General features: G+C 34.0%; 16 protein-coding genes and 1 other annotated feature. Of the genes, 15 read left to right on the top strand and 1 reads right to left on the bottom strand.

Annotation, left to right across the window (positions count from 1 at the left end):
* Positions 1 to 184 precede the first annotated feature (184 nt).
* The 7 genes from EKH84_RS17110 to EKH84_RS17080 all read left to right on the top strand — a co-directional run bounded on the left by EKH84_RS17110 (position 185) and on the right by EKH84_RS17080 (position 13800).
* Positions 185 to 1606: an alpha/beta hydrolase-fold protein gene (locus EKH84_RS17110; protein ID WP_127067235.1), complete on the top strand. Its 1422-nt coding sequence runs from the start codon at positions 185 to 187 to the stop codon at positions 1604 to 1606.
* Positions 1607 to 1646: 40 nt separating this feature from the next.
* Positions 1647 to 3662, top strand: coding sequence for an endo-1,4-beta-xylanase (locus EKH84_RS17105; RefSeq protein WP_243118607.1), 2016 nt, complete (start codon positions 1647 to 1649; stop codon positions 3660 to 3662).
* Between the two features lie 78 nt (positions 3663 to 3740).
* Positions 3741 to 5213, top strand: coding sequence for a cellulase family glycosylhydrolase (locus tag EKH84_RS17100; RefSeq protein WP_190283376.1), 1473 nt, complete (start codon positions 3741 to 3743; stop codon positions 5211 to 5213).
* Positions 5214 to 5427: 214 nt separating this feature from the next.
* Complete coding sequence (locus EKH84_RS17095; RefSeq protein ID WP_127067233.1) at positions 5428 to 11655, top strand: transglutaminase domain-containing protein; 6228 nt, start codon at positions 5428 to 5430, stop codon at positions 11653 to 11655.
* 18 nt (positions 11656 to 11673) lie between these two features.
* Positions 11674 to 12375, top strand: a complete 702-nt coding sequence (locus EKH84_RS17090; RefSeq protein ID WP_127067232.1) for a hypothetical protein — start codon at positions 11674 to 11676, stop codon at positions 12373 to 12375.
* Positions 12376 to 12593: 218 nt separating this feature from the next.
* Positions 12594 to 13295 carry a hypothetical protein gene (locus EKH84_RS17085; protein WP_127067231.1) on the top strand — a complete coding sequence of 234 codons (702 nt, stop codon included), beginning with the start codon at positions 12594 to 12596 and terminating at the stop codon, positions 13293 to 13295.
* 331 nt (positions 13296 to 13626) lie between these two features.
* Positions 13627 to 13800 carry a DUF362 domain-containing protein gene (locus tag EKH84_RS17080; RefSeq protein ID WP_013657841.1) on the top strand — a complete coding sequence of 58 codons (174 nt, stop codon included), beginning with the start codon at positions 13627 to 13629 and terminating at the stop codon, positions 13798 to 13800.
* A 90-nt stretch (positions 13801 to 13890) separates the two neighbouring features.
* Here EKH84_RS17080 and EKH84_RS17075 read toward each other — a convergent pair whose 3' ends face one another.
* Positions 13891 to 14715: an AraC family transcriptional regulator gene (locus tag EKH84_RS17075; RefSeq protein ID WP_127067230.1), complete on the bottom strand. Its 825-nt coding sequence runs from the start codon at positions 14713 to 14715 to the stop codon at positions 13891 to 13893.
* A gap of 311 nt (positions 14716 to 15026) precedes the next feature.
* Here EKH84_RS17075 and typA point away from each other — a divergent pair, with 311 nt between their 5' ends.
* The 8 genes from typA (at position 15027) to leuC (ending at position 25663) form a co-directional block, all read left to right on the top strand.
* On the top strand, positions 15027 to 16844 hold the full coding sequence (gene typA, locus EKH84_RS17070) for a translational GTPase TypA (protein ID WP_013657839.1): 1818 nt from the start codon (positions 15027 to 15029) through the stop codon (positions 16842 to 16844).
* A gap of 610 nt (positions 16845 to 17454) precedes the next feature.
* Positions 17455 to 17715: a binding site (T-box leader), on the top strand.
* A gap of 76 nt (positions 17716 to 17791) precedes the next feature.
* Positions 17792 to 19399, top strand: a complete 1608-nt coding sequence (ilvB, locus tag EKH84_RS17065; protein WP_127067228.1) for a biosynthetic-type acetolactate synthase large subunit — start codon at positions 17792 to 17794, stop codon at positions 19397 to 19399.
* Positions 19400 to 19416: 17 nt separating this feature from the next.
* The gene (ilvN, locus tag EKH84_RS17060) at positions 19417 to 19911 is read left to right on the top strand and encodes an acetolactate synthase small subunit (protein ID WP_013657837.1); all 495 of its coding nucleotides are present in this window, start codon (positions 19417 to 19419) and stop codon (positions 19909 to 19911) included.
* Positions 19912 to 19974: 63 nt separating this feature from the next.
* On the top strand, positions 19975 to 20973 hold the full coding sequence (ilvC, locus tag EKH84_RS17055) for a ketol-acid reductoisomerase (RefSeq protein ID WP_013657836.1): 999 nt from the start codon (positions 19975 to 19977) through the stop codon (positions 20971 to 20973).
* A 20-nt stretch (positions 20974 to 20993) separates the two neighbouring features.
* The gene (locus EKH84_RS17050) at positions 20994 to 22526 is read left to right on the top strand and encodes a 2-isopropylmalate synthase (RefSeq protein ID WP_013657835.1); all 1533 of its coding nucleotides are present in this window, start codon (positions 20994 to 20996) and stop codon (positions 22524 to 22526) included.
* Between the two features lie 2 nt (positions 22527 to 22528).
* Positions 22529 to 24118, top strand: coding sequence for a citramalate synthase (cimA, locus tag EKH84_RS17045; protein WP_127067227.1), 1590 nt, complete (start codon positions 22529 to 22531; stop codon positions 24116 to 24118).
* A 10-nt stretch (positions 24119 to 24128) separates the two neighbouring features.
* Complete coding sequence (locus EKH84_RS17040; RefSeq protein ID WP_013657833.1) at positions 24129 to 24320, top strand: hypothetical protein; 192 nt, start codon at positions 24129 to 24131, stop codon at positions 24318 to 24320.
* Between the two features lie 77 nt (positions 24321 to 24397).
* Positions 24398 to 25663, top strand: coding sequence for a 3-isopropylmalate dehydratase large subunit (gene leuC, locus EKH84_RS17035; RefSeq protein ID WP_127067226.1), 1266 nt, complete (start codon positions 24398 to 24400; stop codon positions 25661 to 25663).
* Positions 25664 to 25697: the final 34 nt, after the last annotated feature.

Raw genomic sequence — 25697 nt, 5'->3', positions numbered from 1 at the left:
CTGACTTTACTATAAATGGAGATATTGATCCATAGGTTTAAGTGAAAGGTGGCGATTTTTAAAATATAGGAACTAAAAACCTTGAAAGATACAGGTTGGAAATTCCTAGAGTTTATTAAAGATAAAGGAGGGTAGATACTTAGTTCTGATAGATATAGATGTTATTAGTTATAGGAGGTATGAGATGAACAGGAAGAAAATGATAGGGATTATAGGAAGTATTGTATTAGCTACCACAAATATAGTTGGAAACGTTTTAGCAACAACAGTAAATGCAAATAATGTACAAACGGTGAATGCTATATATTCATCCCAAATAGGTATTGATGTGGCCAATACAACAACAATAAGTGAAACGATTAATCAAACTTATACAGTTAATGCAACTAAAACACCCATTGATTTATCTAAATTAGAAATTCGTTATTATTTTAATCAGTCACAAGATAAAGAAATGAATATGTGGTGTGATCATGCAGCTTTACAGTTAAATGTGGCACCTTGGTACAGTGACTTAACTTCGAAAGTGGATATGAGTATAAAAAAGGTGAATGGGAAGTATTTGTGTACCTTAAAAGTGAATGAAACAGGGTCACTAGGCGTAGGTACAGGTAGCATGAATATTTCAATACGTATCGCTAATAAAGATTGGTCAAAAATAAATGGTTTTTCAGCATATTTAGCAGAGATACTATATGATGGAAATATTATAAGTATGACTAATTATCAGGAACAAAATCCTTCGGAAGGGGAACAACCTTCGACAGGAGGTAGTGAGCCAACACAAGGAAATATATATGATGTACCTATTAATCCTTATGATGTACCAAGTAATTTTGACAAATATATAGAAGGTAATCTATATGGTAAGCTTGAAAAAGTAAGTTATTATTCTAAAACCACAGGTACCATGAGGAAATGTAATATTATTACGCCAGTTAACTATTCAAAGGATAAAACATATCCTGTACTTTATTTATTACATGGTATAGGAGGAACTGAAGATGAGTGGTTATATGGTGGTGCAAATAATATTATTGGTAATTTAATAAAAAGTGGTAAAGCGCAGGAAATGATTGTGGTTATTCCTAATATCCGTGCGAGTAAAAACGATGGGGTACCATCGAATGCTTTAAGTGCAGAAAATATTGTGGCTTTTGATAATTTTATTAATGATTTAAGAGGCGATTTAATGCCTTTTATTGCACAAAATTATTCCATAAAAACTGGTCCTCAAAATACAGCTATTGCAGGTTTATCCATGGGTGGACGTGAGTCATTGTTTATTGGATTTTCTATGTTAGATACCTTTGGGTATATAGGTGCATTCTCACCTGCTCCGGGATTACTTCCAGATAAGGGATTGAATTATCCAGGACAGTTTAGAGAAAGTGAATTTACAATACCACAAGGTGCTAATGTACCTAAAGTAGTTTTAATATGTAATGGTAATACGGATAGTGTAGTGGGTACAGTACCTACTTACTATCATGATACCCTAGTGAAAAATAATGTACAACACTTCTGGTACACCATGAATGGAGATCATAATTTTGGGGTTTGGAATAACGGACTTTATCATTTTTGTCAGTATTTATTTAAATAATGGATGATTTATATTATGAAAACGATAGGAGATGGATTTTATGTTTATTAAAAAGCACAGTAAAGTAGTATCCTTGTTTTTAGCCTTGATGATGATATTGATGATGGGAACTAGTAATGCAGTAAATGCAGCAGCAACTGATACGACACTCTTAAATACATATGGACAATTATTTGGTAAAATAGGGGCTTCAGTTGTTTATGATGAGTTATATAATGCTAATGCATTTAATGCTTTAAAGAAAGAGTACAATAGTACAACTATAGGAAATGAAATGAAGCCAGATTATATTTTAAGTAATTGGTCACCTACTTTGATTTCTGTAGCACAAGCTAAGGCCTTAGGATACTATATCCCAAGTAATTATACAGAAAGTACAGTGCCAAAACTTAATTTTAATCAAGTAGATAATGTTTTAAAAACCTGTTATGAAAATGGGATAGCATTACGTGCACATACTTTAGTATGGCATGCACAAACACCAGATTGGTATTTCAGAAGTGATTATAGCAAAAATGGTGGCTATGTCAGTCAAGCAGTCATGGATGCACGTTTAGAATTTTATGTTAAGTCTTATATGAATCATGTCTATTCAAGCAAATATGGAAGTGTTGTTTATGCATGGGATGTCGTTAATGAGTACTTACATGCAGATTCTAAATCAGGTTGGATACAAATTTATGGTCCGGTAAATACAAAAGCAAGCTTTGTTAAAAAAGCCTTTCAATTTGCCAATCAGGTACTTGCTGAACGTGGACTCACAAATTCTGTAAGTTTATTCTATAATGATTACAATACATACATGGTGTCTGATAAAATTGTTGAATTAGTTAAGTTCATCAATAGTGATAAGAAAATTTGTAATGGTGTAGGTATGCAGTCACATGTTGGAACGAATTTTCCAAGTGTATCTTATTACATGGATGCTGTAAAGAAGTTTACAAATGCAGGATTTGAAATTCAAATTACAGAGCTAGATATTGCTAATACTTCTGATCAGGTTCAAGCAGATTATTGCTATAATCTCTTTTCAGAATTAATCAAAGCTAAAAAATCTGGTTCTAATATTACAGGTATTACCTTCTGGGGACTTGCAGATAGTAATTCATGGATTTCAAAAGACAATCCATTACTATATAAGACTGTTGGTGGAACACCAAAAGCATCTTACTATTCTGTGCTCAAAGCTTATACAGATTCAGGAAGCCAAGTTAATCCAACACCAAGTCCAACACCAAGTCCAACACCAACTCCAAATTCAAATTATGCCACATTAAAAGATGGCTGGTATTACATTAAAAATGTGAATGCACAAAAATACCTTCAGGTAAAAGATAATGTAGGTGCAAATGGCCAAAACGTAGAAATTGGTACAGGTTCAGGCGTTGCAGGACAAAAATGGCAACTTGTCAACAAGGGTGAGGGTTATGTGACACTTAAAAATGGCAATGGCTATATGTTAGATGTTGCCTATGGCAAAGATGAAAATGGTACTAACATCCAAACCTATGAAGCCAATAATACAAGTGCGCAATTATTTAAAGTATTGCCTACATCACAAAGTGGCGTTTACGGTATTGTTTTAAAATGTACGACTGATATTAGGGGATTAGATGTATCTAATAAAGCTACAACAGATGGTGCTAATGTTCAGGCCTATACTTACTATGGTGCTACCAATCAAACATGGCTATTTGAATCTTGCTCAGCCCCAGGTGGAAGTACGCCAGAAACACCAACTGAACCAGAAGTGCCACAAACAGGTGATATGATTAAAGTACAAATTGTATCAGATTGGACTTCAGGAGCAACAGCTAATATTACAGTGACCAATTTAACAGGAAAAGCATTAAATGGATGGACCTGTACCTTTACCCTAAATCGTCCTATTGCATCACTTTGGAGTGCAACACTTGTAAGTCAAGTAGGTAGTACCTATACGATTGCTAATCCAGATTGGCAGCCTAATTTAGCAGCAGGAGAAAGCTATACTTTTGGCTGTAACCTTGGCAGTGGTCCAGCAACTGTAACAGCTACCAATGCTTCTTTAAAATAAGCAGGATAAGAAACAAAGGAATGACGAAGCAATAAAGAAGATTACAAGTAAAATGAAATGGCAGAAGGAGGCAAAAAAATGAAAAAGAAGTTGTTAAGTATATTTATGGGCCTATGTTTGCTCGTAGGTGGAGGAACGGCTGTTTCTGCAGCTGATGTACGTGGAACAATGAGGGACATTACGCCTGCTGCAATTGCAAAAGAAATGACAGCAGGATGGAACTTAGGAAACTCATTAGATGCATATGGTACTTATTCATTAAATAATGAAACTTATTGGGGAAATCCTAAAACAACCAAAGCCATGATCGATGCTGTAAAAAATGAAGGATTTAATACGATTAGAATTCCTGTTTCATGGGGAGAACATGTAGGAAGTGCACCTAACTACACGATAGATACAGCTTGGATGAATCGTGTACAAGAAGTGGTGGACTATGCTATGGCAGATGGCATGTATGTGCTACTTGATACACATCATGAAACATCTTGGTTAAAACCTCAATCAGCAACACTTGATGCTTCTCAGAAACAGCTAGTAGCTATTTGGACTCAAATTGCAGAGAGATTCAAAGCCTATGGAGATCACTTACTTTTTGAGGGCATGAATGAACCAAGGATTGTTGGAAGTAGTAATGAATGGAGTGGTGGAGATGCAGATGGTAGAGCTGCCGTTAATGTTTTAAATCAAGCATTTATTGATGCAGTACGTAAAACGGGGGGCAATAATGCAAAAAGATGTCTTATTATCTGTCCTTATGGCAATAATGGAGATCCAAATGGTCTTTCTGGTTTTAAAATTCCTAGTGATAAAAACATTATGGTTGCCATTCATGCTTATACGCCATATGGCTTTACATTTAGGCCAGAAGGTAACCCAAGTTGGGCCCGTACGACTTGGGACGGCTCAGGAAAATCTGATATAGAGTATCTCATGAATAATCTAAATACCTCACTTATAAGTAAAGGGGTAACAGTTATCATTACAGAATTTGGTGCAGTACATAAGAATAATGAAAGTGAAGTAGTAAAATGGGTAAAAGACTATGTAAGTCTTGCAACTCAATATGGTATCAAATGTGTATGGTGGGATAATAACTATCATAAAAATGATGGAGAATCTTTTGGCTTATTAGATCGTAATTCATGTAGCTGGACGAGAAAGAGTGTGGCAGGCGCTGTTATTAAATATGCAGGTTCAGCAGTACCTGGAGGTGGCACAGAAACACCAACACCAACACCAACAACACCACAAACAGGTGATATGGTTAAAGTGCAAATTATATCTGATTGGACCTCAGGAGCAACAGCCAATATTACAGTAACCAATTTAACAGGGAAAGCATTAAATGGATGGACTTGTACCTTTACCTTAGATCGTTCTATTACATCACTTTGGAGTGCAACACTTGTAAACCAAGTAGGCAATACCTATACGATTTCAAACCCAGATTGGCAACCTCATTTAGCAGCAGGAGAAAGCTATACTTTTGGTTGTAACCTTGGAAGTGGCCCAGCTCAAGTAACTGTTACAGGTCAAACACTTAAGTAGCTTACAAGCAATCAAATACATTAAGAATGAAGTGACTGGATGTTTTAATTGGGAAAATGAGTTTATTTAGATAAAAGAGGGGATTGTTAGGTGAAAATATCTAATAATATCCTCTTTTTTTGATATAATAAAGCAAATAGTATAAAAATTGACAAAAATAATTCTTTATATTAAAATTATTTATAAAATTAAAACAAAATAGGAGGGGAGAATTTTGATTAAAAAAATAATTTGTTATGTATTAAGTTATGTAGTAATGATTACAGCATTAGTACCGTATGAAATTAAAGCAGCAGAATATGTAGTATCAGAGTACGATGAGGATGTGTTATTGAGTGCTCAAGTGGAGGAGTTAATTAAGGGAGGAGTAGTGGGCAAGCAAGAGATAGTTGAGTTTAAGTATAATGGGACAATAGAAGAGGTACAAGCAAGTGTAGCTAAAGTACTAAGTGAAGTAAACAATAATGTGAAAAGCTATAGTATGAGCTATGGAAAATCAGGGGAAACACTGTATGTAAAAATAAGTTTTACTTATAGAGAGATAACAGTAGAACCAGAGGTAAATGTAGAGACAGATATAGAAAAGGTAATAAAAGAAGGTATACAAAGTAAAAAAGCAGAAGTAGCATTTAATTATGCAGGAACAATAGAAGAAGTAGGGGCGTGTATTAGTAAGGTTTTAGGAGAGATAGAACATAGTGTAAAAAATTATAGTTTATCGTATGCACAGTTAGAAGAAATGATAGCTGTAAAAATAAGTTTTACCTATAGAGAGACAACAGTAGAACCAGAGGTAAATGTAGAGACAGATATAGAAAAGGTAATAAAAGAAGGTATACAAAGTAAAAAAGCAGAAGTAGCATTTAATTATGCAGGAACAATAGAAGAAGTAGGGGCGTGTATTAGTAAGGTTTTAGGAGAGATAGAACATAGTGTAAAAAATTATAGTTTATCGTATGCACAGTTAGAAGAAATGATAGCTGTAAAAATAAGTTTTACCTATAGAGAGACAACAGTAGAACCAGAGGTAAATGTAGAGACAGATATAGAAAAGGTAATAAAAGAAGGCGTACAAAGTAAAAAAGCAGAAGTAGCATTTAATTATGCAGGGACGATAGAAGAAGTAGGGGCGTGTATTAGTAAGGTTTTAGGAGAGATAGAACATAGTGTAAAAAATTATAGTTTATCTTATGCGCAGTTAGAAGAAATAATAGCTGTAAAAATAAGTTTCACCTATAGAGAGGCAACAGTGGAACCAGAGGTAAATGTAGAGACAGATATGGAAAAGGTAATAAAAGAAGGCGTACAAAGTAAAAAAGCAGAAGTAGCATTTAATTATGCAGGGACAATAGAAGAAGTAGGGACATGTATTAGTAAGGTTTTAGGAGAGATAGAACATAGTGTAAAAAATTATAGTTTATCTTATGCACAGTTAGAAGAAATAATAGCTGTAAAAATAAGTTTTACTTATAGAGAGACAACAGAGGAACCAGAGGTAAATGTAGAGACAGATATAGAAAAGGTAATAAAAGAAGGTGTACAAAGTAAAAAAGTAGAAGTAGCATTTAATTATGCAGGAACCATAGAAGAAGTAGGAGTGTGTATTAATAAAGTTTTAGGAGAGATAGAACACAGAGTAAAAAGTTATGGTATATCCTATGTACAGTTAGAAGGAATGATAGCTGTAAAAATAAGCTTTATTTATAAAGAAGAGATACAGGTAGATGAAAATATAGAGCAAATGATACAAGAGGCTGTACAGAACAAACAGCAAATTATAGAGTTTAATTTTAAAGGTGATCCAAATGATGTTGCCACATTTATGGAGAAACTAAAGGAAGAAGAAAATAGCATTAAAACATATACCGTATCTTATATTCTACAAGGAGAAATAGTAAGGATTACTGTAGAGGTTAAGTATAAAGATGAAAAAGAACTTATACAGAGTGAAATACAAGAAGGAATTAACCAAAGAAAAGTGACACTTGAACTGAGTTGTAAGTTAGATACAGACGTGATAGCTATTGTTGAACCAATTATGGAGACAGCAGCTTTTGGCATAGATTCTTATACAATGAGTTCTGAAATAATTGATGGCATACTCAAGGTTAAATTAAATATATTATATAAAACAAAGGAAGATGTACAAAGCGATTTAGAAAATAAATTAAGAACAGCATTTCAAAGTAAGCAAAAGCAAGTAGAAGTAAAGTATTTAGGGACAAATGATGAAGTTGTTCAAATGATAGCTGCTATTAAGAGTAAAATAAATAATCAAACACCACTAATAGATTCGGTTAATAGCTGGGAATATACTACTAACACAAGTGAAGTAGGACAGTGTTTACTACTAACAATTACTTATGATAGTGAGTTAGGGGAAGAAGAAGGCAATAAGCAAGCTTTTGTAAAACAACAATTGGCATATATTATTAATGATATAACAAGTGCATCTATGAACGAACACGAAAAAGTAAAGAGCATTTTTGATTATGTGGTAAAGAATTATTCTTATGACTACACTTATACCCATTATCAATTATATGATGTACTAGCTAATAAAAGCACAATATGTGATGGATATGCTAACTTAACATATCAATTATGTACTCTTGCAGGAATCGAGAGCAGAGTTGTTAAAAATGATACGCATGCATGGAATTTAATCAAGGTGGATGGAAACTGGTATCATGTAGATACAACTCATGCAGCGGGTATAGGTAGATATCCTTATACGTATTATCTTTTGAATACAGAAGAAGTACTAAAATTTTCAAGTCATGAGTATAATGAGGCAGAGTACCCAGTAGCAAATGTTAAATACTTAGATACAATTAGGGATATACAGGAGTACCAAACACTTTATCAGATTATTGTAGCAGGAAAGAGTTCAGGAGAAGCTTATTTTAATGAAGAAGAATTAGAGTTAAACATTAATGACTCGTCAGAAAGAATTATTCCATTTACTGCAGTGGATAAGGAGCATATTGTATTAAAGAGTTCAAATGAGAAGATTGTAGCAGTGGCTGGAAATCAGTTTAAAACAGTTGGTATAGGTGAAACGGACATATTCTTGTGTACCACATTAGGAGATGTGATTTGTAAAGCTCATGTTACCGTAGTTAATTGTGGCATAGATGATATCATTTTAGATACCAAGATAGAGAAGAGAGCAGTCTTTTCTTATGAGAATACAGAAAATAAAATATCGGCTAAAGTACGAAAGAAAAAAGAGATAAAAAGTATTGACCTATGGATACAAGATGAAAATGAAGAATGGATGAGCAAGGGACAGTTACTAAAGGATGAGGAAAACCAATATTCTTCCATAATAGACTTTGCTGACATGCCATTAGGTGAGATAAATTGTAAGGTCGTTGCAACAGATAATACAGGAAAGACAGATGAAAGTGCATTTGTTGTTAATTATACAGATGTAAATTTAGAAGAAATAGACCGATTTAATGAATTAATGAGTCAAAAGATAGATGAGATTTTTGCGACCAATGAAAATTTATCATCTAAAGAGCTTATTGAAGTATTGAGTGATTTTCTCATTCGAGCAGATATAGTAGAGAAAATATGGGTAGAGGACGAAGGAATAAGAATAACATACAAAGGTGGAGTAGAAAATTATATCCGGGTAGAGGATGAAGAAGACAATAGTTTAAAAAGTAGGGGTGGAAAACCAGGAAATATAGTGGCATCTGTTTCTGATGAAAAATGGGAATACGTTGATATCTCATCTAATAAAGTACTTATATGGTCACCTTGTGAAACTGACTGGGGAAATCATACAGAAGTTGAGGCTATAAAAAAGATGCTTGAAGAGTCAAAAATAGACTTTCAAGTAGATGTTTTAACTGACAAACAAGCGAATATAGAATCATTAAAGAAAATTAATGATTATGGTATTATTATTTTTATTTCTCATGGATTGGATGGAAAATATTTAGCAGCTGATGGAACTGGCGTTTGGTACAATCCAAAAGAGGATAAAATGTATTCTAACGCTTATTATAAATATAGAAATGAATTCGTATCGGAAGAGATAATGGGGATGTATGAACTTGATGTGGTTAATAAAACATATAAATGCTATTATCTAATGTCAGATAAGTGGTTTGAAAACAATTTAGGAACATTAGCCAATAGTATTGTTATAAATAACTCGTGTGAAAGTTTAGCTACAGACCAGTTAAGCAATGCTTTTCTAAATCATGGCGCTGCCGCTTATTATGGTTATAGTTCTGTAATTAGTAATGCACAGGCCGTAGAAAATGCAGTAGAACTCATGAAAGCATTAGTGATAGATAACGTATCTACATCAACGGCACAGGTGAGTTTATATAATGAGCTTAATGGTGGTAGTAGCTTTAAATTAGCAGGAAGTAAGAATGCAATGGCTACTAATGCAGAAATGGGCTTCGAGAATGATTTAAGCAAATGGCAAGTGGTAGGGGGTGTTCAGATTGCAGAAGGATGTGTAGTTGAAGACAATAAATTATCATCAGCTTATGATGGGAAAAAGAGTTGTATTTTAACGAATCAAAATGGCTATAGTGAGGTAAGTAGAACAGTCACTATACCTAAGAATGCGACCACATTAAGATTCGACTGGCTTTATGGGACAACCACTTCTAATATACCTAATATAGCAATAGAAATCGAAGGAGAGGGCATAGACCCATTTTATGGTTGGTTATATCCAGAGGTAACACAGGAAGATCCGCATTATTATATGTTAAAGACAGAAACAAGTTATTTAGAAAAAGAAGGTCTATTACATAAGGTAAATGGCGGAAGTTATGCTATTACTGATTGGGAGAATATGCATTATCAACTTAATTCATTGTATCAAGGCAAAGAATACACTATTAAGTTTAGATTAGAAGATAACGGAAATAGTGACGGATTTAGCTTTGCTTGCATTGATAATATCCGATTTTTAGATGAAAGTGAAGGTAAGACTTCAGTAGGAAAAGCCGAATATGAAATGTATATGAAGCCAGTAAAAGATGCATTTTCATTTGAAATGCCTTTAGAATTAAAAGTAAAAAACACAGGTAACACACCTATAAAGCTTTCTGATTTGCAGATATTCTATTATTATACTAACGATAATACAGAAGGTTTTAATGATATTGTAATTAGTCAAAGTGCAGTTGTTAAAGGCAAAGATGAAAAGAATATAAGTGATATACTTAAAGCCAAGACTCAAATATATGATAACCAAGACTTGTCAGAAATAGGAAAACAGTATATTGACTCTTGCTTAACGGTAGAATTTAGTTCAGGTACACAAGAATTATTGCCAACAGAAAGTATAGAGTTAAAAATCTGCATAAGCAATACTGAACAAGACCACATATATAGTTTCTACAATGATTATTCATATTTATTACTTTGTGAAGAAAGTGAAAAAATGCTAGAGAGTGGAGAAAATGCAGCATCCTATATGCCAAATTATTTGATATTGGCAGTCAATAATAATGATGAATTTATAAGAGGAAATGTTGCTCCATATGAATATGTGAAAAATACAGGAAAAGTTGAAAATGAATTTGATAGGGAAGATATTGGATATGCTGATTTATGTAACAGTGTACCTACAAAAGAAAAATTAAATAAGTTCATTGATAAATTAAAGGAATGGAAACAGTATAATTTGAGTGATATAAACATGAAACTTAGCGTAGATGCATATAAATTCCTTAAAAACTATGAATTACCATATGAAAAGGATTCTTTTGAAAATAAACCATATGGTATGAAGCGGATTAATGATCAATTATTTTGCGAGGGGATACGACAATATTGTAAAGTTCAAGATATAGGTGATGGTGGTATTACCTTAGGTTATGGAACTTACATAAAGTTTTATGATAAAGGAAGAGATGTTTTTATGGAATCAATTAGAGAAAAGAATGTTAAAAATATAGATCCGAGTTTATATGGTCAATTAGTTACTATTTATAATTTGTGCATAGATAGAGGTTATAAACTTAAATGGGAATATTTTAAAAATATAAGTGTGGATAGAAATATTGCTATTAAATTAATGAATTATGAGTTAAAAAACAATATGGAGGTAACTATTAATTTATATAATGCATACCCAGAATATTTCGGATATGCATCTCAAAATAAAAAGCTAGAATTAACTCAAAACCAATATGATAGTTTAGTAACATGGAAGTATAATAGAGGCTACTTACCAGAAATGATTTGTAGGTTGGTAGAAAGTAGAAGCACGGATTATACGGAGTGGAAACAAGTAGTGGAGGAGTGTATTGAGATAGAGGTTAAGAATGAAAAAGTGAGTAAAGGTGTACTTAATAGATGGCTAGATCAAATGGAGATGTATCTAGGTGATGAAACGAAGATGTATCTAGACGATGATAAAACAAAGGTTGCTACTGCTTATGGGAGAGAACACTAATAGTGTAAGGAGGAGGTTATGAAAAGATTATCTAAAGTTCTTTTGATAGTAAATATTGTATTTTTAATTATAATTTTTTTGCTTTATGCAAGTAATAAAAATAAGCAAGAAGAAATAGTGAGCAATATGATATCGATTCAAACATTAAAAAGACAGTTAGATCAAATTAAGGTCGTTGATAGTATAGAAGTAGAGAAACTAAAAGGGCAATTAGAAGAACAAGTAAAAGAAATTAATAAACTAGAAAAAAAACTAAGTACTAATCTAGATGATAGGCAACGTTGGGGATACAAAATTAACGAAGAAAGAAGAGAGTTTTATGGAGATTGGGAAATAACAGAGGTACTAACGGAGGATAATGAATATGCACAAAAAAACGTAGGAACGATTATTTCATTAGGGAGAGAATATGTTAAAGAAAATAATATTGTTGTAGGTGAGTATCCGTACTATAATATAGAAATTTTACCATATCCCGAAAATTATCTTGCGATTGATATGGATGTAGAACAAGATTATATTGTGAGATGTGAACTGTGGCGCACGTATAGTGGAGACATTTATAGTGTTGCTTTTCAACATTTCTATCTACTAGATTGTAATACCCTATTAGCATATAGTCAGAATGGTGTGTACTATAAACTTGAACGAACTGCCCATGAAAAGGATTATACTGAATATTGGTTTGATCTAAGAGATATAGAAAATGCTAAGTGGTAAATCAACTTAAATAAAGAGAAGCCTCTAGTAATTATTACACCTAACTACATAGAGTACCAAAAAGCTGATGAGAGAAAGGCTACGATGAGCATAATATTACATCCTGTGTTGATACTAAACTTGATTTTATAGAACAGCATTATTATAAAATTAATAGACAAGTGAAGTCTATAGAAGGGATATTTTAGCAATAATTGAGTATTCAAGTGGAGGAGTTTATGAAGAGAGTATTTAAAATGGTTTTAGTAGTTAATGTAGTACTTTTAGTCTCTGTTTTTTTCCTCTATATGAGCAACAAGAGTAAACAGGAAGAAATAACTAGTAACATGATATCAATTCAAGCGTTAGAAAGGCAATTAGACCAAGTTAAGGCAAATGATGAAGCTCGAATAGATGAACTAGAAAAGAAACTGACTGAGCAACTAGGAGAAGTGAATTGGCTAGCCGAAAAAGTAAGTACTAATCTGGAGGAGACTCAACCATGGGGGAGACATATTAATGCAGAAAGGAAGGAGTTTTACGGGGATTGGAAAATAACAGAAGTATTAAAAAGTAATAATAAACTCACGCAGAAAGATATAGCTACTATTATATCATTAGGTAGAAAAGATATTAAAGTAGATGGTGCTATTGTAGCGAAGTATCCATATTATTATACAGAAATTTTACCTTATCTACAAAAATACCTTGCTATAGATATGGGGGTAAAGCAAGAGTACATTGTAAGATGTGACATATGGAAAACGTATGAAGGGGAAAGTTTCTTCTTACCTTTTATTACTTTCTACTTAATTGATTGTAATACTTTATTAGCATTTAGTGACGAAGGAACATATTACAAACTAGAAAGAGTGGCCCATGAAAAAGATTATACAGAATATTGGTTTGATTTAAGGGATATAGAAAATGCTAAGTGGTAAGTACGAAGTCACCTACAAGATTCTAGAGTTATATAAATGTAACTAGCTAAAATAGTATAGTTACTATGATTACATAAACAAGGAAGAGGCTATCGTAAAAATGTTTGTGATACAAGCTTATACGATGGCCTTTATGAAATGAATTAAGTAGGTGAGAAGGTATATTAATAATGAAGAAACCGAACGCTTTAACTGGAAAATGGAGTTTATTTAGCAATATTGTTAAAATTGCATAAAGGGTATATTTTATCACCGGTAAAATCTTGACAGGCTATCGCAATAATAGTATCATAAATTTGAAGTAACTTTAAACATATGGGAGGTAAAAGTTATGGCATATATTATTAATGAAGATTGTATTAGTTGTGGTGCATGTGCTGCTGAATGTCCAGTAAGCTGTATTTCTGAAGGAGATAGCATTTACGTAATCAATGCTGATGAATGTATTGAATGTGGTGCATGTGCAGGTGTTTGTCCAGTAGGAGCTCCAAATCCAGAAGCATAATCTAAACGAGCATCAATAAGTGAAATGAATATAAATAAAAAGTGACTCTTATCAGTTAATGATAAGAGTCACTTTTTATTTATATTGACGCTAATTTTTATGACGCTTTAATGCAGATGGGGCATACCCATAATATTTTTTAAAGAGCTTACTAAAGTGATAGGCATCTTCATAACCCACCTGACCCGATACTACTTTAATAGGAAGGTCTTGCTCTTCTAATAATTCTTTGGCCTTAGAGAGTCTTGTTTTAATCAGATAGTTAATAGGAGAACTACCAGTTTCTTCTTTAAAGATTTTAGAAATATAAACTTGGCTTAAATACATATCTTTAGCAAACATGTCTAAGGAAATTTCATTCATATAGTTTTCATTAATATAATGAGTAATGAATTCGACTACCTTACGTTTGTCAGGATATCCCATATTGCATAAATGCTCAGAAGGGGCCACGCCTTCTTTTACAAGTTCACGATAAATAAGTACGAGAAGCTGGGTTGCTAAGGAGTGAATCATAGTACGACAGTCTTTTTTTCTTAGGCGATATTCTTGTAAAAGTTCTTCGCAAAGAGAATAAAAATATTTTTTCTCGCTACTGAGCTTTAAAATAATGAAATCATTTCCTGTTTTTTCAAAATAGTCCATAACACTTTCTGTGAGCTTGCTATAGCCAATATGTAAATCCTTATATTGCGTTTGAGGTGATAAATAAACACTATGGGAAACATTAGGATTAAAAAGTACTAGTTCACCTTTACGTATAATATATGTTTTATCTTTAATGGAATAAACGGCTTCACCACTTAAGATAATAGAAAGTTCTGGATGATCATGAACATGAACAGGAGACTGCAAAAATTTTTTTGTAATAGTAGGGTGAATTTCTTCACAGACATAGAGAATTTCTTGAGTCATAATAGACCTCCTTCTTATTCATTCTATATATTATATAATAGTTTAGATAAAATAGAAATATTTTTTAACGAAACAATAATAATAATAAAGAGGATTTTGTTTAAAATTACTAATTGTAAGAGAGAATTTAGGTAGATATGGTGAAATGTGAGAATAGGTTTTCAAAGAGAAGTGTGCTATGCTAAATTTTAGCGAGTTTCGACAGTATAAATAAGCTTTAGATGTGGCTTACTAATATTAAATGTTGTATCATGCCGAAAGCTGTGTTACAATATATCATTGTGAGAAATTACGGAAAGCGAGAAATGACGATGAGTGATATGAAGATTATCAATATAGCAGTTATTGCCCACGTTGATGCAGGTAAATCTACCTTAGTAGATGCCTTTTTAAATCAAAGTGGTGTTTTTAGAGCTAATGAGGAACATGTAGATTGTATTATGGATAGTAATGACCTTGAGAGAGAAAGAGGTATTACTATTTATTCTAAAAACTGTTCCATTATGTACGGAGATTATAAAATTAATATCGTAGATACACCAGGACATAGTGACTTCTCTTCAGAGGTAGAACGTGTTATTCGTACAGTAGATACGGTTATTCTTTTAGTAGATTCTATTGAAGGGCCAATGCCACAAACACGTTTCGTTCTTCAAAAATCATTAGAATTAGGACTTAAGCCTATTCTTGTTATTAATAAAATAGATAAACCAAATCATAGAGCGGAAGAAGTTGTGGATATGACTTTTGACTTATTCGTAGATCTTCAAGCTAATGATGAACAACTTGATTTCCCTATTCTTTATGGAATTGGTAAACAAGGTATTATGCAATATGAACTTGAAGAAGAAGGACAAGATATTAAACCTCTTCTTGAAACAATCGTTGAACGTGTTGGAGAATATCCAAAAGATGATGAAGCACCACTTCAATTACAAATTAGTGCCCTTTCTTATGACAACTTCGTAGGACGTCTTGGTATTGGACGTATTTATAAAGGTAAAGTAAAAGAAGGCCAAACAGTGGAGATTGCTGATAACGATGGTAAAATCAGAACAGCTAAAGTATCAAAAGTCATGGTATACCAAGGTCTTAAACAAGTGGCAGTGCCAGAAGCAACTAGTGGAGATATCGTTGTTATTGCTGGTATCACAGATATTTCAATTGGGGAGACTATTGGTGAAATTGGTAAAGTAGATCCTATGACACCAATTCATATAGAAGAACCTACACTTTCTATGAACTTCCTTGTAAACAATTCTCCTTTTGCTGGTCAAAGTGGTAAATTTGTTACAACTAGACATATCAAAGATCGTCTTGAAAAAGAAACAGAAATTAATGTAGGTCTTAAAGTTGAACCTATGGATACAACAGATGGCTACCGTGTATCAGGACGTGGAGAACTTCACTTATCTGTTCTTATTGAAAACATGAGACGTGAAGGCTACGAACTTGGTGTATCTAAGCCAGAGGTTATTATGCACAAAGACGAAAATGGTACCTTAGTAGAGCCAGTAGAACGTGTTGTGATTTCAGTACCAGATGAGTATTCAGGTACAGTTATTAGTAAACTCAACCTTCGTAAAGGTATGATGCAAAGTATGGAACCAGAAAATGGCCACATTCGTATTGAGTATCTTTGTACAACTCGTGCCCTTCTTGGGTTTAGAAGTGAGCTTATCACTGATTCAAGAGGTGAAGCAACCATGGTAAGACGTATTGAAGGTTATACAGAATACGTAGGAGAATTACCAAGAAGAGCAAATGGGGCTCTTATTGCACAAGAACAAGGGACAACCATGGGATATGCGCTTAACTCATTAGAAGATCGTGGAACACTTTTCGTAAAACCAGGTGTAGATGTTTACTCTGGTATGATTATCGGACAAAATAACCGTCGTGAAGACATGACAGTTAACCCATGTAAAAACAAGAAAATGACTAATACACGTTCATCAGGTGCAGATGATGCCATTCGTTTATCACCACCAAGACTCTTCACACTTGAAGAAGCGCTAGAATTTATTGAAGATGATGAATTAGTAGAAGTAACACCAGATGCAATCAGACTTCGTAAGAAGATTCTTGATGAAGGTGAAAGAACAAGAGCAGCAAGAAGTAAAAAATAGTAATGAGAAAGCCGTTTGGTATATATTTTAAATATACTAAACGGCTTTTGTGATGTCTTATTTTAGCTTTTTCTATTAGACTAGCGCATCAATGTGGGTGGCAGAATAAGAAGAAGCAATTAAATCATTTTATTCAGCAGTTTTATTAATTTCTCTTTTTGCTATTTCATATAAATGTTTATTCTTAAATGAATCTTAAGTTTTGAGAACGAATATAGATAAAAGGTGTTGGTATAACCATAGGTTATACATCCTATGAAGAATATGTATTTCAAATAATAAAAGATGTGTCTTATAATGGTAGTAGGAAATGTAAAACGAATAAAAATTAAGTTAATGAATAAATATTCAATTAGCAAAAAACAAGTAAACATACTATGAAATTTACGGAATTATGTAAATTGTATTAATTCAAAATAAAATGATGTCAAGACATGAGATGACTATTGCCACCTTAAGGTGCTCTAGATTAACTTTACATAATGTGAATCATTATGCTTTTATACAAAAAAATAAGAGCTTTTTTGAAAATTAAAAGAGACATAAAATTGAATATAATTATTGACACTATTAATCAATGTTGTTAAAATACTAATAACTTAATAGTTTAATAAATGCAATGAAGGAGAACGACTTTTGCAAAAAAAGCTTTTTCAGAGAATTAGCGGATGGTGAGAGCTAATAAGCTGGCAAATAGTAAATCACTCCAGAGCAGTGTTTCCTAAAGAGTTTTACTTTGAGTAAGAAACGACCGGAAGCCCCGTTATAGGCAAGGGTTTGATAGAACCTAGTGAGTGGACTTTTTGTATTTATTTTTAAATTTAAAGAGTCAAGATGGGTGGTAACACGTGGCATATACCTCGTCCTATTGCAGGATGGGGATTTTTTGTATAATAACAAAATTCTAAATATTAAATAATAAAGTGTAATTTGAAGGAGGAGTCGGCATGAAATTATCTGATGCGTTAATCAGATCCTTGATGGAAGAAAATGTTGAAGTTGTATTTGGGTATCCAGGCGCAGCCGTCATTGACATATATGAATCTTTAAGAGCATCTTCTATTCACCACGTGCTGGTTCGTCAAGAACAAGCGGCAGTACATAGTGCCAATGGTTATGCCAGAACAACAGGCAAAGTAGGGGTGTGTATAGCAACCTCTGGACCAGGGGCTACTAACCTTATCACTGGTATTGCAACAGCTTATATGGATTCTATACCTATTGTTATTATTACAGGTCAAGTAAAATCCAATCTTATAGGAAGAGATGTTTTTCAGGAAGTTGACATCACGGGGGCGACTGAACCTTTTATTAAACATAGTTATTTAATTAAAAACCCGAAAGAATTTCCACGTATTATAAAAGAAGCTTTTTATATAGCTAAAACAGGTAGACCAGGACCAGTTCTCATTGATATTCCTATGGACTATCAAGCGATGCAAATAGATTATACCTATCCTAAAGAAATCGATATTAGAGGGTATAAGCCTACAGTAGAAGGGCATATTGGTCAAATTAAAAAAGCTATTAAGTTATTACAAAGCAGTAAACGTCCATTAATATGTGCAGGAGGGGGCGTTATCTTAGGTGAAGCTAAAGCAGAACTTAAGGAATTTATTGAAGCTTCTCAGTTACCATTGGTACATACATTAATGGGAGTTGGAGCATTACCTACTAAAAATCCTAAAAACTATGGCATGGTAGGAAGCCATGGTTTCAAACAAGCTAATTGGGCTTTAAAGAGTGCTGATACCATTCTTTTTATAGGCGCACGTATAGCAGATAGGGCAGTAGCTAATGTTGGTATACTAGATGAAAATGCTAATATTATTCATATTGATGTAGATCCTGCAGAGATAGGAAAGATTACTTCGGCTAATATTCCTATTGTAGGAGATGCAAGGCATATTTTAAAACATATGACAGAGCTTATTAAACCGGCAGATACGAAAGATTGGTGTCAAGCAATAGAGGATCATAGGCTTATTAAAGAAGAAGTACATCCAGAAGGATGTGTCAATCCCAAGTTAGTTGTTAGAACTTTATCCGACCTTCTAGATGAAGATGCGATTATTACTGCTGATGTAGGGCAAAATCAATTTTGGACTATTAGAAATATGGAACTTCGTAATGAACGTAAGCTGATTTGTTCAGGTGGATTTGGAACCATGGGCTATTCATTACCAGCTGCTATTGGTGCCGCCATTGGTAATAAAGACAAGAAAGTTGTAAGTGTTTTAGGGGACGGTAGTTTTCAAATGAGTTTATTTGAATTAGGTACCCTTGTACAAGAACAGGTGAATCCACTCATTATTTTATTTAATAATAGTGGTTTGGGTATGGTAAGAGAACTTCAATGGCGTGTGGATTTAAAAGAGCATGGTGTATGCCTGAATATGAATCCTGACTTTACTACCTTAGTAAGCGCTTATGGTATTATGACGAAGCGTGTAAGTGAGGCAAGTGAAGTAGAAGCGGCTTTAAAAGAAGCGCTAGCTAGTGATAAGCCTTATTTCATAGAGTTTACAGTAAGTGATAAAGAATCTACATTATAAAGAAAAGGGGAGAAACTATGAAAAGACATGTATTATCTGTACTGGTTGAAAACCACTCCGGTGTTTTAAGTAGAATTTCAGGACTTTTTAGTAGACGAGGCTATAATATTGATAGTTTATCAGTGGGGGAAACTGAAGACCCTAAAGTATCTCGTATGACTATTGTGGCTGATGCTGATGAATACACCTTAGAGCAAATTAAAAAGCAGCTTAATAAGTTAGTAGATGTTATTAAGATCATTGAGCTTAAAGAAGAAAACTCTATCTATAGAGAACTAGCCATGATTAAAATCAAAGCTAGCAAAGCTAATCGTGCTGAAATTATAGAAATAGCTAATATTTTTAGAGCACATATTGTAGATGTTTCTAATGATGCACTCATTATTGAAGCAACAGGAGACCAAGGCAAAATTAGTGCCCTTAGTAATATGCTAGAACCTTATGGTATTAAAGAAGTGATTAGAACAGGGCTTACAGCACTCCAAAGAGGAGAAAAAGAACTAAAGAATTAAACTAGTCACTTGGGTGACTGATTTAATATATATTTTATTTCAATTATAGGGAGGATTTTCAAAATGGCAAAATTATATTATCAAAAAGACTGTAACTTAGATTTATTAAAAGGTAAAACTGTAGCAATTATTGGTTACGGTAGCCAAGGACACGCACATGCCCTTAACTTACATGACTCAGGTGTTGATGTAGTTGTAGGTTTATATAATGGAAGTAAATCATGGAAAAAGGCTGAAGAAGCTGGTCTTAAAGTAGCAACAGTAGCAGAAGCTACAAAAATGGCTGACTTTATCATGATTTTATTACCAGATGAAAAACAAGCAGACGTGTACAGAAGTGAAATCGCTCCATACCTTACAGAAGGTAAAACACTTGCTTTTGCTCATGGTTTTAATATTCACTTTAAACAAATTGTACCACCAGAACATACTAATATTGTTATGATTGCTCCTAAAGGACCAGGTCATACAGTAAGAAGTCAATTCCAGGAAGGTAGAGGGGTACCATGTTTAGTAACAGCTTACCAAGATGCTACAGGTAATGCACATGACCTTGCACTTGCTTATGCAGCAGGTATCGGTGGTGCTAGAGGAGGAATTCTTGAAACAACATTCCAAATGGAAACAGAAACTGACCTTTTCGGAGAACAAGCAGTTCTTTGTGGTGGTGTAACAGCTCTCATGAAAGCTGGTTTCGAAGTATTAGTTGAAGCTGGATATGAACCAGAAAGTGCTTATTTCGAATGTATCCATGAAATGAAACTTATCGTTGACCTTATCAACAAAGGTGGTTTCGAATACATGAGATATTCAATCTCTGATACAGCTGAATATGGTGATTACACTGTAGGTTCTCGTATTATTACAGAAGATACAAAAAATGAAATGAGAAAAGTGCTTAAAGAAATCCAAGAAGGTACTTTTGCTAAAAACTGGATCTTAGAAAATCAGTCTCATCGTGCTTATTTCAATGCAAAACGTCGTATTGAAGCAGAACACCCACTTGAAAAAGTAGGTAAAGAACTTCGTAGCATGATGTCATGGGCTGACGAAAACAAATAATAAAAAAGAGGAGGATTAGCATGACAAACGTTGTTAGAATTTTTGATACCACACTTCGTGATGGAGAACAATCACCAGGCTGTAGCATGAACCTAGCTGAAAAAATAGAGGTTGCAAGGCAGCTAGAAAGACTCGGTGTGGATATTATGGAAGCTGGGTTTGCCATTGCTTCTCCAGGTGACTTTGCTTCTGTTAAAGCTATTGCTAATACGATTAAAAATAGTACAGTAGCAAGTCTTGCTCGTGCACTACCTAAAGATATAGATGCGGCAGCAGAGGCGCTTAAAAATGCTAAATATCCTAGAATACATACTTTCTTAGCGACTTCTGACATTCATATGCAATATAAGCTAAAGAAAACACCAGAAGAAGTTTTAGAAACAGCGTGTGAAATGGTGAAGTATGCAAAGCGTTTTTGCTCTGACATTGAGTTTTCAGCAGAGGATGCCTCTAGAAGTAATCCTGCTTTCCTTTATCAAGTATTTGAAGCTGTTATTAAGGCTGGTGCAACAACCATTAATGTACCTGATACAGTAGGTTATACTTCACCAGAAGAGTTTGCAGCACTTATTAAAGGTATTAAAGAAAATGTACCTTCTATTGATAAAGCTATTATTTCCGTACACTGCCATAATGATCTTGGTCTTGCAGTAGCTAATTCTTTGGCCGCTATCAAAGCAGGTGCACGTCAAGTGGAATGTACCATTAATGGTATAGGAGAAAGAGCAGGGAATGCAGCGTTAGAAGAAGTTGTTATGAATTTAAATACCCGTCGTGACCTCTATGGTATCGATTGTGGTATTCAAACGAAAGAAATCTATAAAAGCAGTAAACTCTTAAGTAGTATCACAGGTGTACGTGTGCAGCCTAATAAAGCTATTGTAGGTGAAAATGCCTTTGCTCATGAGTCAGGTATCCACCAACATGGTATGTTGGCTAATAAAGAAACCTATGAGATTATGACACCAGAGTCTATTGGTCTAACTGAAAATAAATTAGTATTAGGGAAACATTCTGGCCGTCATGCTTTTGAAGATAAGCTTAAGTCAATGGGCTACGATTTAGATGAAGCAGCGCTTATAACAGCATTTGAAGACTTTAAAGTATTAGCAGATAAGAAGAAAGATGTCACAGATCGTGATATTGAAGCACTTATTTGCCGTAAAGTTGTACAAATTCCAGAAGCTTACAAGCTTGAACGCTTTGTTATTAATGCAGGTAATACCATTACCACTACTTCGTCTATGCGTCTTTTAACCAAAACAGGTCATGTGCTTGAAGAGGTTGTATCTTCATATGATGGACCAATTGATGCTTCTTACAAAGCTATTGATAAATTAGTAGGTAGGAAGTTTATTCTAGAAGACTTTGTGATTAATTCTGTAACAGGTGGTACAGATGCACAAGGTGAAGTAAATGTTAAAATTAGAAATAATGATAGAGTTTATAATGGTCATGGCGTAAGTATGGACATTGTAGAAGCTAGTATTTTAGCTTATATTTCTGCGATTAATAACATGCTCTATGATCAAGAGGAGAAACGGGAGGTATAAAGGTGAAGACAATTGCTGTTCTTGATTCAACCCTAAGAGATGGTGGGCAAGCAGAAGGTATCTCCTTTTCCGTATCAGATAAACTTAAAATAGTAAGTACATTGGATGAACTAGGGGTCGGCTATATTGAAGCCGGCAACCCTGGCTCCAATCCCAAAGATCTAGAGTTTTTTAGAGAAGTTAAAAAGCTTACTTTGAAAAATTCAAAGCTTACAGCTTTTGGCAGTACCAGAAGAAGGGATATAAAAGTAGAAGAGGATGCGAATATTAAATCGCTTCTTGAAGCAGATACCCCTGTAGTAGCAATTTTCGGAAAGACTTGGGACTTTCATGTGACCGAAATTATTAAAACAACTTTAGAAGAAAATTTGCAAATGATTTATGATACGATTAGTTACTTAAAAAAACAAGGAAAAGAAGTTATTTTTGATGCAGAACATTTCTTTGATGGTTATAAACATAATAAGGCGTATGCCATAGAAGCTTTATTAAAAGCTGAGGCCGCAGGGGCAGATTGTTTGGCTTTGTGTGAAACTAATGGAGGCGCTTTCCCTGACGAAGTATATGAAATCGTGAAAGATGTGGTTTCAAAGATCAATATACCAATAGGTATTCATACTCATGATGATACTGGGTTAGGTGTAGCCAATAGTATGATGGCCGTTTTTGCAGGAGCCACTCATGTCCAAGGAACCTTAGTTGGCTTTGGAGAACGTTGCGGAAATGCTAACTTATCCACCATCATTCCTAACTTACAGTTAAAGAGAGATTATGTATGTATCCCAGAGAAAAATATTAAGAAGCTTACCTCATTAGCGATTCGCGTATCAGAAATTGCAAATGTGACCTTAAAAGAGCAAATGCCTTATGTGGGTAAAAGTGCTTTTGCTCATAAAGCAGGCATGCATATTGATGGTGTTACCAAAGCTTCTCATTCTTTTGAACATGTTTCACCAGCAAGTGTAGGTAATGAAAGACGATTTTTAATGTCAGAGGTAGCAGGAAGAAGTACCATACTAGAGAAAATTAGACGTATAGCACCTGATACCAGTAAAGATGATCCTGTAACAAGTGTGATTATCAATCGTATTAAAGAATTAGAACATAAGGGATATCAGTTTGAGGGAGCCGATGGTACCTTTGAACTCCTTGTCAGAAAGGCGCTTGGCAAGTATAAACCTTTCTTTGATTTAGAGGAATTTAAGATTATAGGAGAGGAACCTTCAAAAACGCAAGGTATTAGCTCATCTGCTATTATTAAAGTAAGAGTAGAGGATAAGGTGGAAATGACAGCAGCAGAAGGTGAAGGTCCAGTTAATGCCCTTGATAGTGCCCTTAGAAAAGCTTTAGAAGTTTTTTATCCAGAGCTTAAAAGTGTTCACTTAACAGACTATAAGGTGAGAGTATTAGACACCAAATTAGCAACTGCAGCTAAGGTACGTGTTTTACTTGAATCCACTGATGGAGAAGATTACTGGAGTACTGTAGGTGTATCAACTGACATTATTGAAGCCAGTTGGATTGCCTTAGTAGATTCCATTGAATATAAGCTGATTAAAGATATTGAAAAGAAATTTAAAGCTTATTTATAGGGGGGCGATAATGATGTGTTGTAAGGATAAGAAAGCAGAGGTAGTCAAACAAGAAAAGCTTTATAAAAAACCTTGGTTTTGGATCTGTATGACGGTCATCGTATTTTGCATAACTAGGCCTTATGTGATTGTCATGTGTGGTAATGGTAGTGGCAATAACAATAATGGTAATCGCGGTAAAGAGACAGATGCTAGTAATTAATCGCATATTGTTTTATCTAGGGACTTTAACGATTTAAAGCAGTACAGTTCATAAAAGCTAAAAGGAGATGATATTTCATGGGAATGACAATGACACAAAAAATATTAGCTGCTCATGCAGGACTTAAAGAAGTTGTAGCAGGGCAATTAATCGAAGCTAACTTAGATTTAGTATTAGGTAATGATATTACTTCACCAGTTGCCGTTAATGAATTTAATAAAATTGGTTGTGACTGTGTGTTTGATAAAAACAAGGTGGCAATTGTACCAGACCATTTTACACCTAATAAAGATATTAAAGCAGCTGAGCAGTGTAAATTTATTAGAGAGTTTGCCAAAGACAAGGAAATCAAAAACTACTTTGAAGTAGGCCAAATGGGTATTGAGCATGCCCTTATTCCTGAAAAAGGTTTAGTAGTACCAGGAGATGTAGTCATTGGGGCTGACTCACATACTTGTACTTATGGTGCACTAGGTGCATTTTCTACAGGTATTGGTAGTACAGATATGGCAGCTGGTATGGCTACAGGTAAAGCGTGGTTTAAAGTACCTTCTGCTCTTAAATTTGTTTTAACAGGTAAACCAAGTAAGCATGTAAGTGGCAAAGATGTCATCCTTCATATTATCGGTATGATTGGTGTAGATGGTGCTCTTTATAAATCAATGGAATTTGTAGGTGATGGTATTGCTAATCTTTCTATGGATTCTCGTCTTTGTATGGCAAATATGGCTATTGAAGCAGGTGCTAAAAACGGCATATTCCCTGTAGATGACCAAACTTTAGCTTTTGTTAAAGAACATAGTACAAAACCTTATACTATTTATGAAGCAGATGCAGATGCTGAATATGATGCTGTATACGAAATTGATTTAGCAAAGATTCGTCCAACAGTTGCTTTTCCACATCTTCCAGAGAATACAAAAACAGTAGATGAAATCGGTCCTAAAGATATTAAAATCGATCAAGTTGTTATTGGTTCTTGTACTAATGGACGTATGGAAGACCTTCGCATTGCAAGAGATATCTTAAAAGGCAAAAAAGTAGATCCTAGTATACGTGTGATTGTATTCCCAGGTACTCAAAAAATCTACTTACAAGCATTAGAAGAAGGCATTATTAAAGATATCGTAGAAGCAGGTGCTGTATTTAGTACACCTACTTGTGGTCCATGTTTAGGTGGCCATATGGGAATCCTTGCAGCAGGTGAAAGAGCTGTTTCTACCACTAATCGTAACTTTGTAGGTCGTATGGGACATGTAGACTCAGAAGTTTATCTTGCAAGTCCAGCTGTAGCAGCTGCATCAGCACTTACAGGTTATATTACAAATCCAGAAACATTATAAAGAAAATGAAAGTTGAATAATGGGGATTATTCAG

Origin of the sequence: Cellulosilyticum sp. WCF-2, assembly GCF_003990395.1 — a bacterium.
GTDB classification, from domain to species: domain Bacteria; phylum Bacillota; class Clostridia; order Lachnospirales; family Cellulosilyticaceae; genus Cellulosilyticum; species Cellulosilyticum lentocellum.
Note: the sequence above shows the minus strand (reverse complement) of the source record. Positions and strands in the feature narration are given on the sequence as shown.

Bases quoted from the DNA above. Each gene is read 5' to 3' on its own strand.
- EKH84_RS17080 (WP_013657841.1), top strand. From the start codon at position 13,627: ATGGCATATATTATTAATGAAGATTGTATTAGTTGTGGTGCATGTGCT.
- typA (WP_013657839.1), top strand. From the start codon at position 15,027: ATGAGTGATATGAAGATTATCAATATAGCAGTTATTGCCCACGTTGAT.
- ilvB (WP_127067228.1), top strand. From the start codon at position 17,792: ATGAAATTATCTGATGCGTTAATCAGATCCTTGATGGAAGAAAATGTT.
- EKH84_RS17110 (WP_127067235.1), top strand. From the start codon at position 185: ATGAACAGGAAGAAAATGATAGGGATTATAGGAAGTATTGTATTAGCT.
- EKH84_RS17040 (WP_013657833.1), top strand. From the start codon at position 24,129: ATGATGTGTTGTAAGGATAAGAAAGCAGAGGTAGTCAAACAAGAAAAG.
- EKH84_RS17100 (WP_190283376.1), top strand. From the start codon at position 3,741: ATGAAAAAGAAGTTGTTAAGTATATTTATGGGCCTATGTTTGCTCGTA.
- EKH84_RS17090 (WP_127067232.1), top strand. From the start codon at position 11,674: ATGAAAAGATTATCTAAAGTTCTTTTGATAGTAAATATTGTATTTTTA.
- ilvN (WP_013657837.1), top strand. From the start codon at position 19,417: ATGAAAAGACATGTATTATCTGTACTGGTTGAAAACCACTCCGGTGTT.
- EKH84_RS17085 (WP_127067231.1), top strand. From the start codon at position 12,594: ATGAAGAGAGTATTTAAAATGGTTTTAGTAGTTAATGTAGTACTTTTA.
- EKH84_RS17105 (WP_243118607.1), top strand. From the start codon at position 1,647: ATGTTTATTAAAAAGCACAGTAAAGTAGTATCCTTGTTTTTAGCCTTG.
- ilvC (WP_013657836.1), top strand. From the start codon at position 19,975: ATGGCAAAATTATATTATCAAAAAGACTGTAACTTAGATTTATTAAAA.
- leuC (WP_127067226.1), top strand. From the start codon at position 24,398: ATGGGAATGACAATGACACAAAAAATATTAGCTGCTCATGCAGGACTT.
- EKH84_RS17075 (WP_127067230.1), bottom strand. From the start codon at position 14,715: ATGACTCAAGAAATTCTCTATGTCTGTGAAGAAATTCACCCTACTATT.
- EKH84_RS17050 (WP_013657835.1), top strand. From the start codon at position 20,994: ATGACAAACGTTGTTAGAATTTTTGATACCACACTTCGTGATGGAGAA.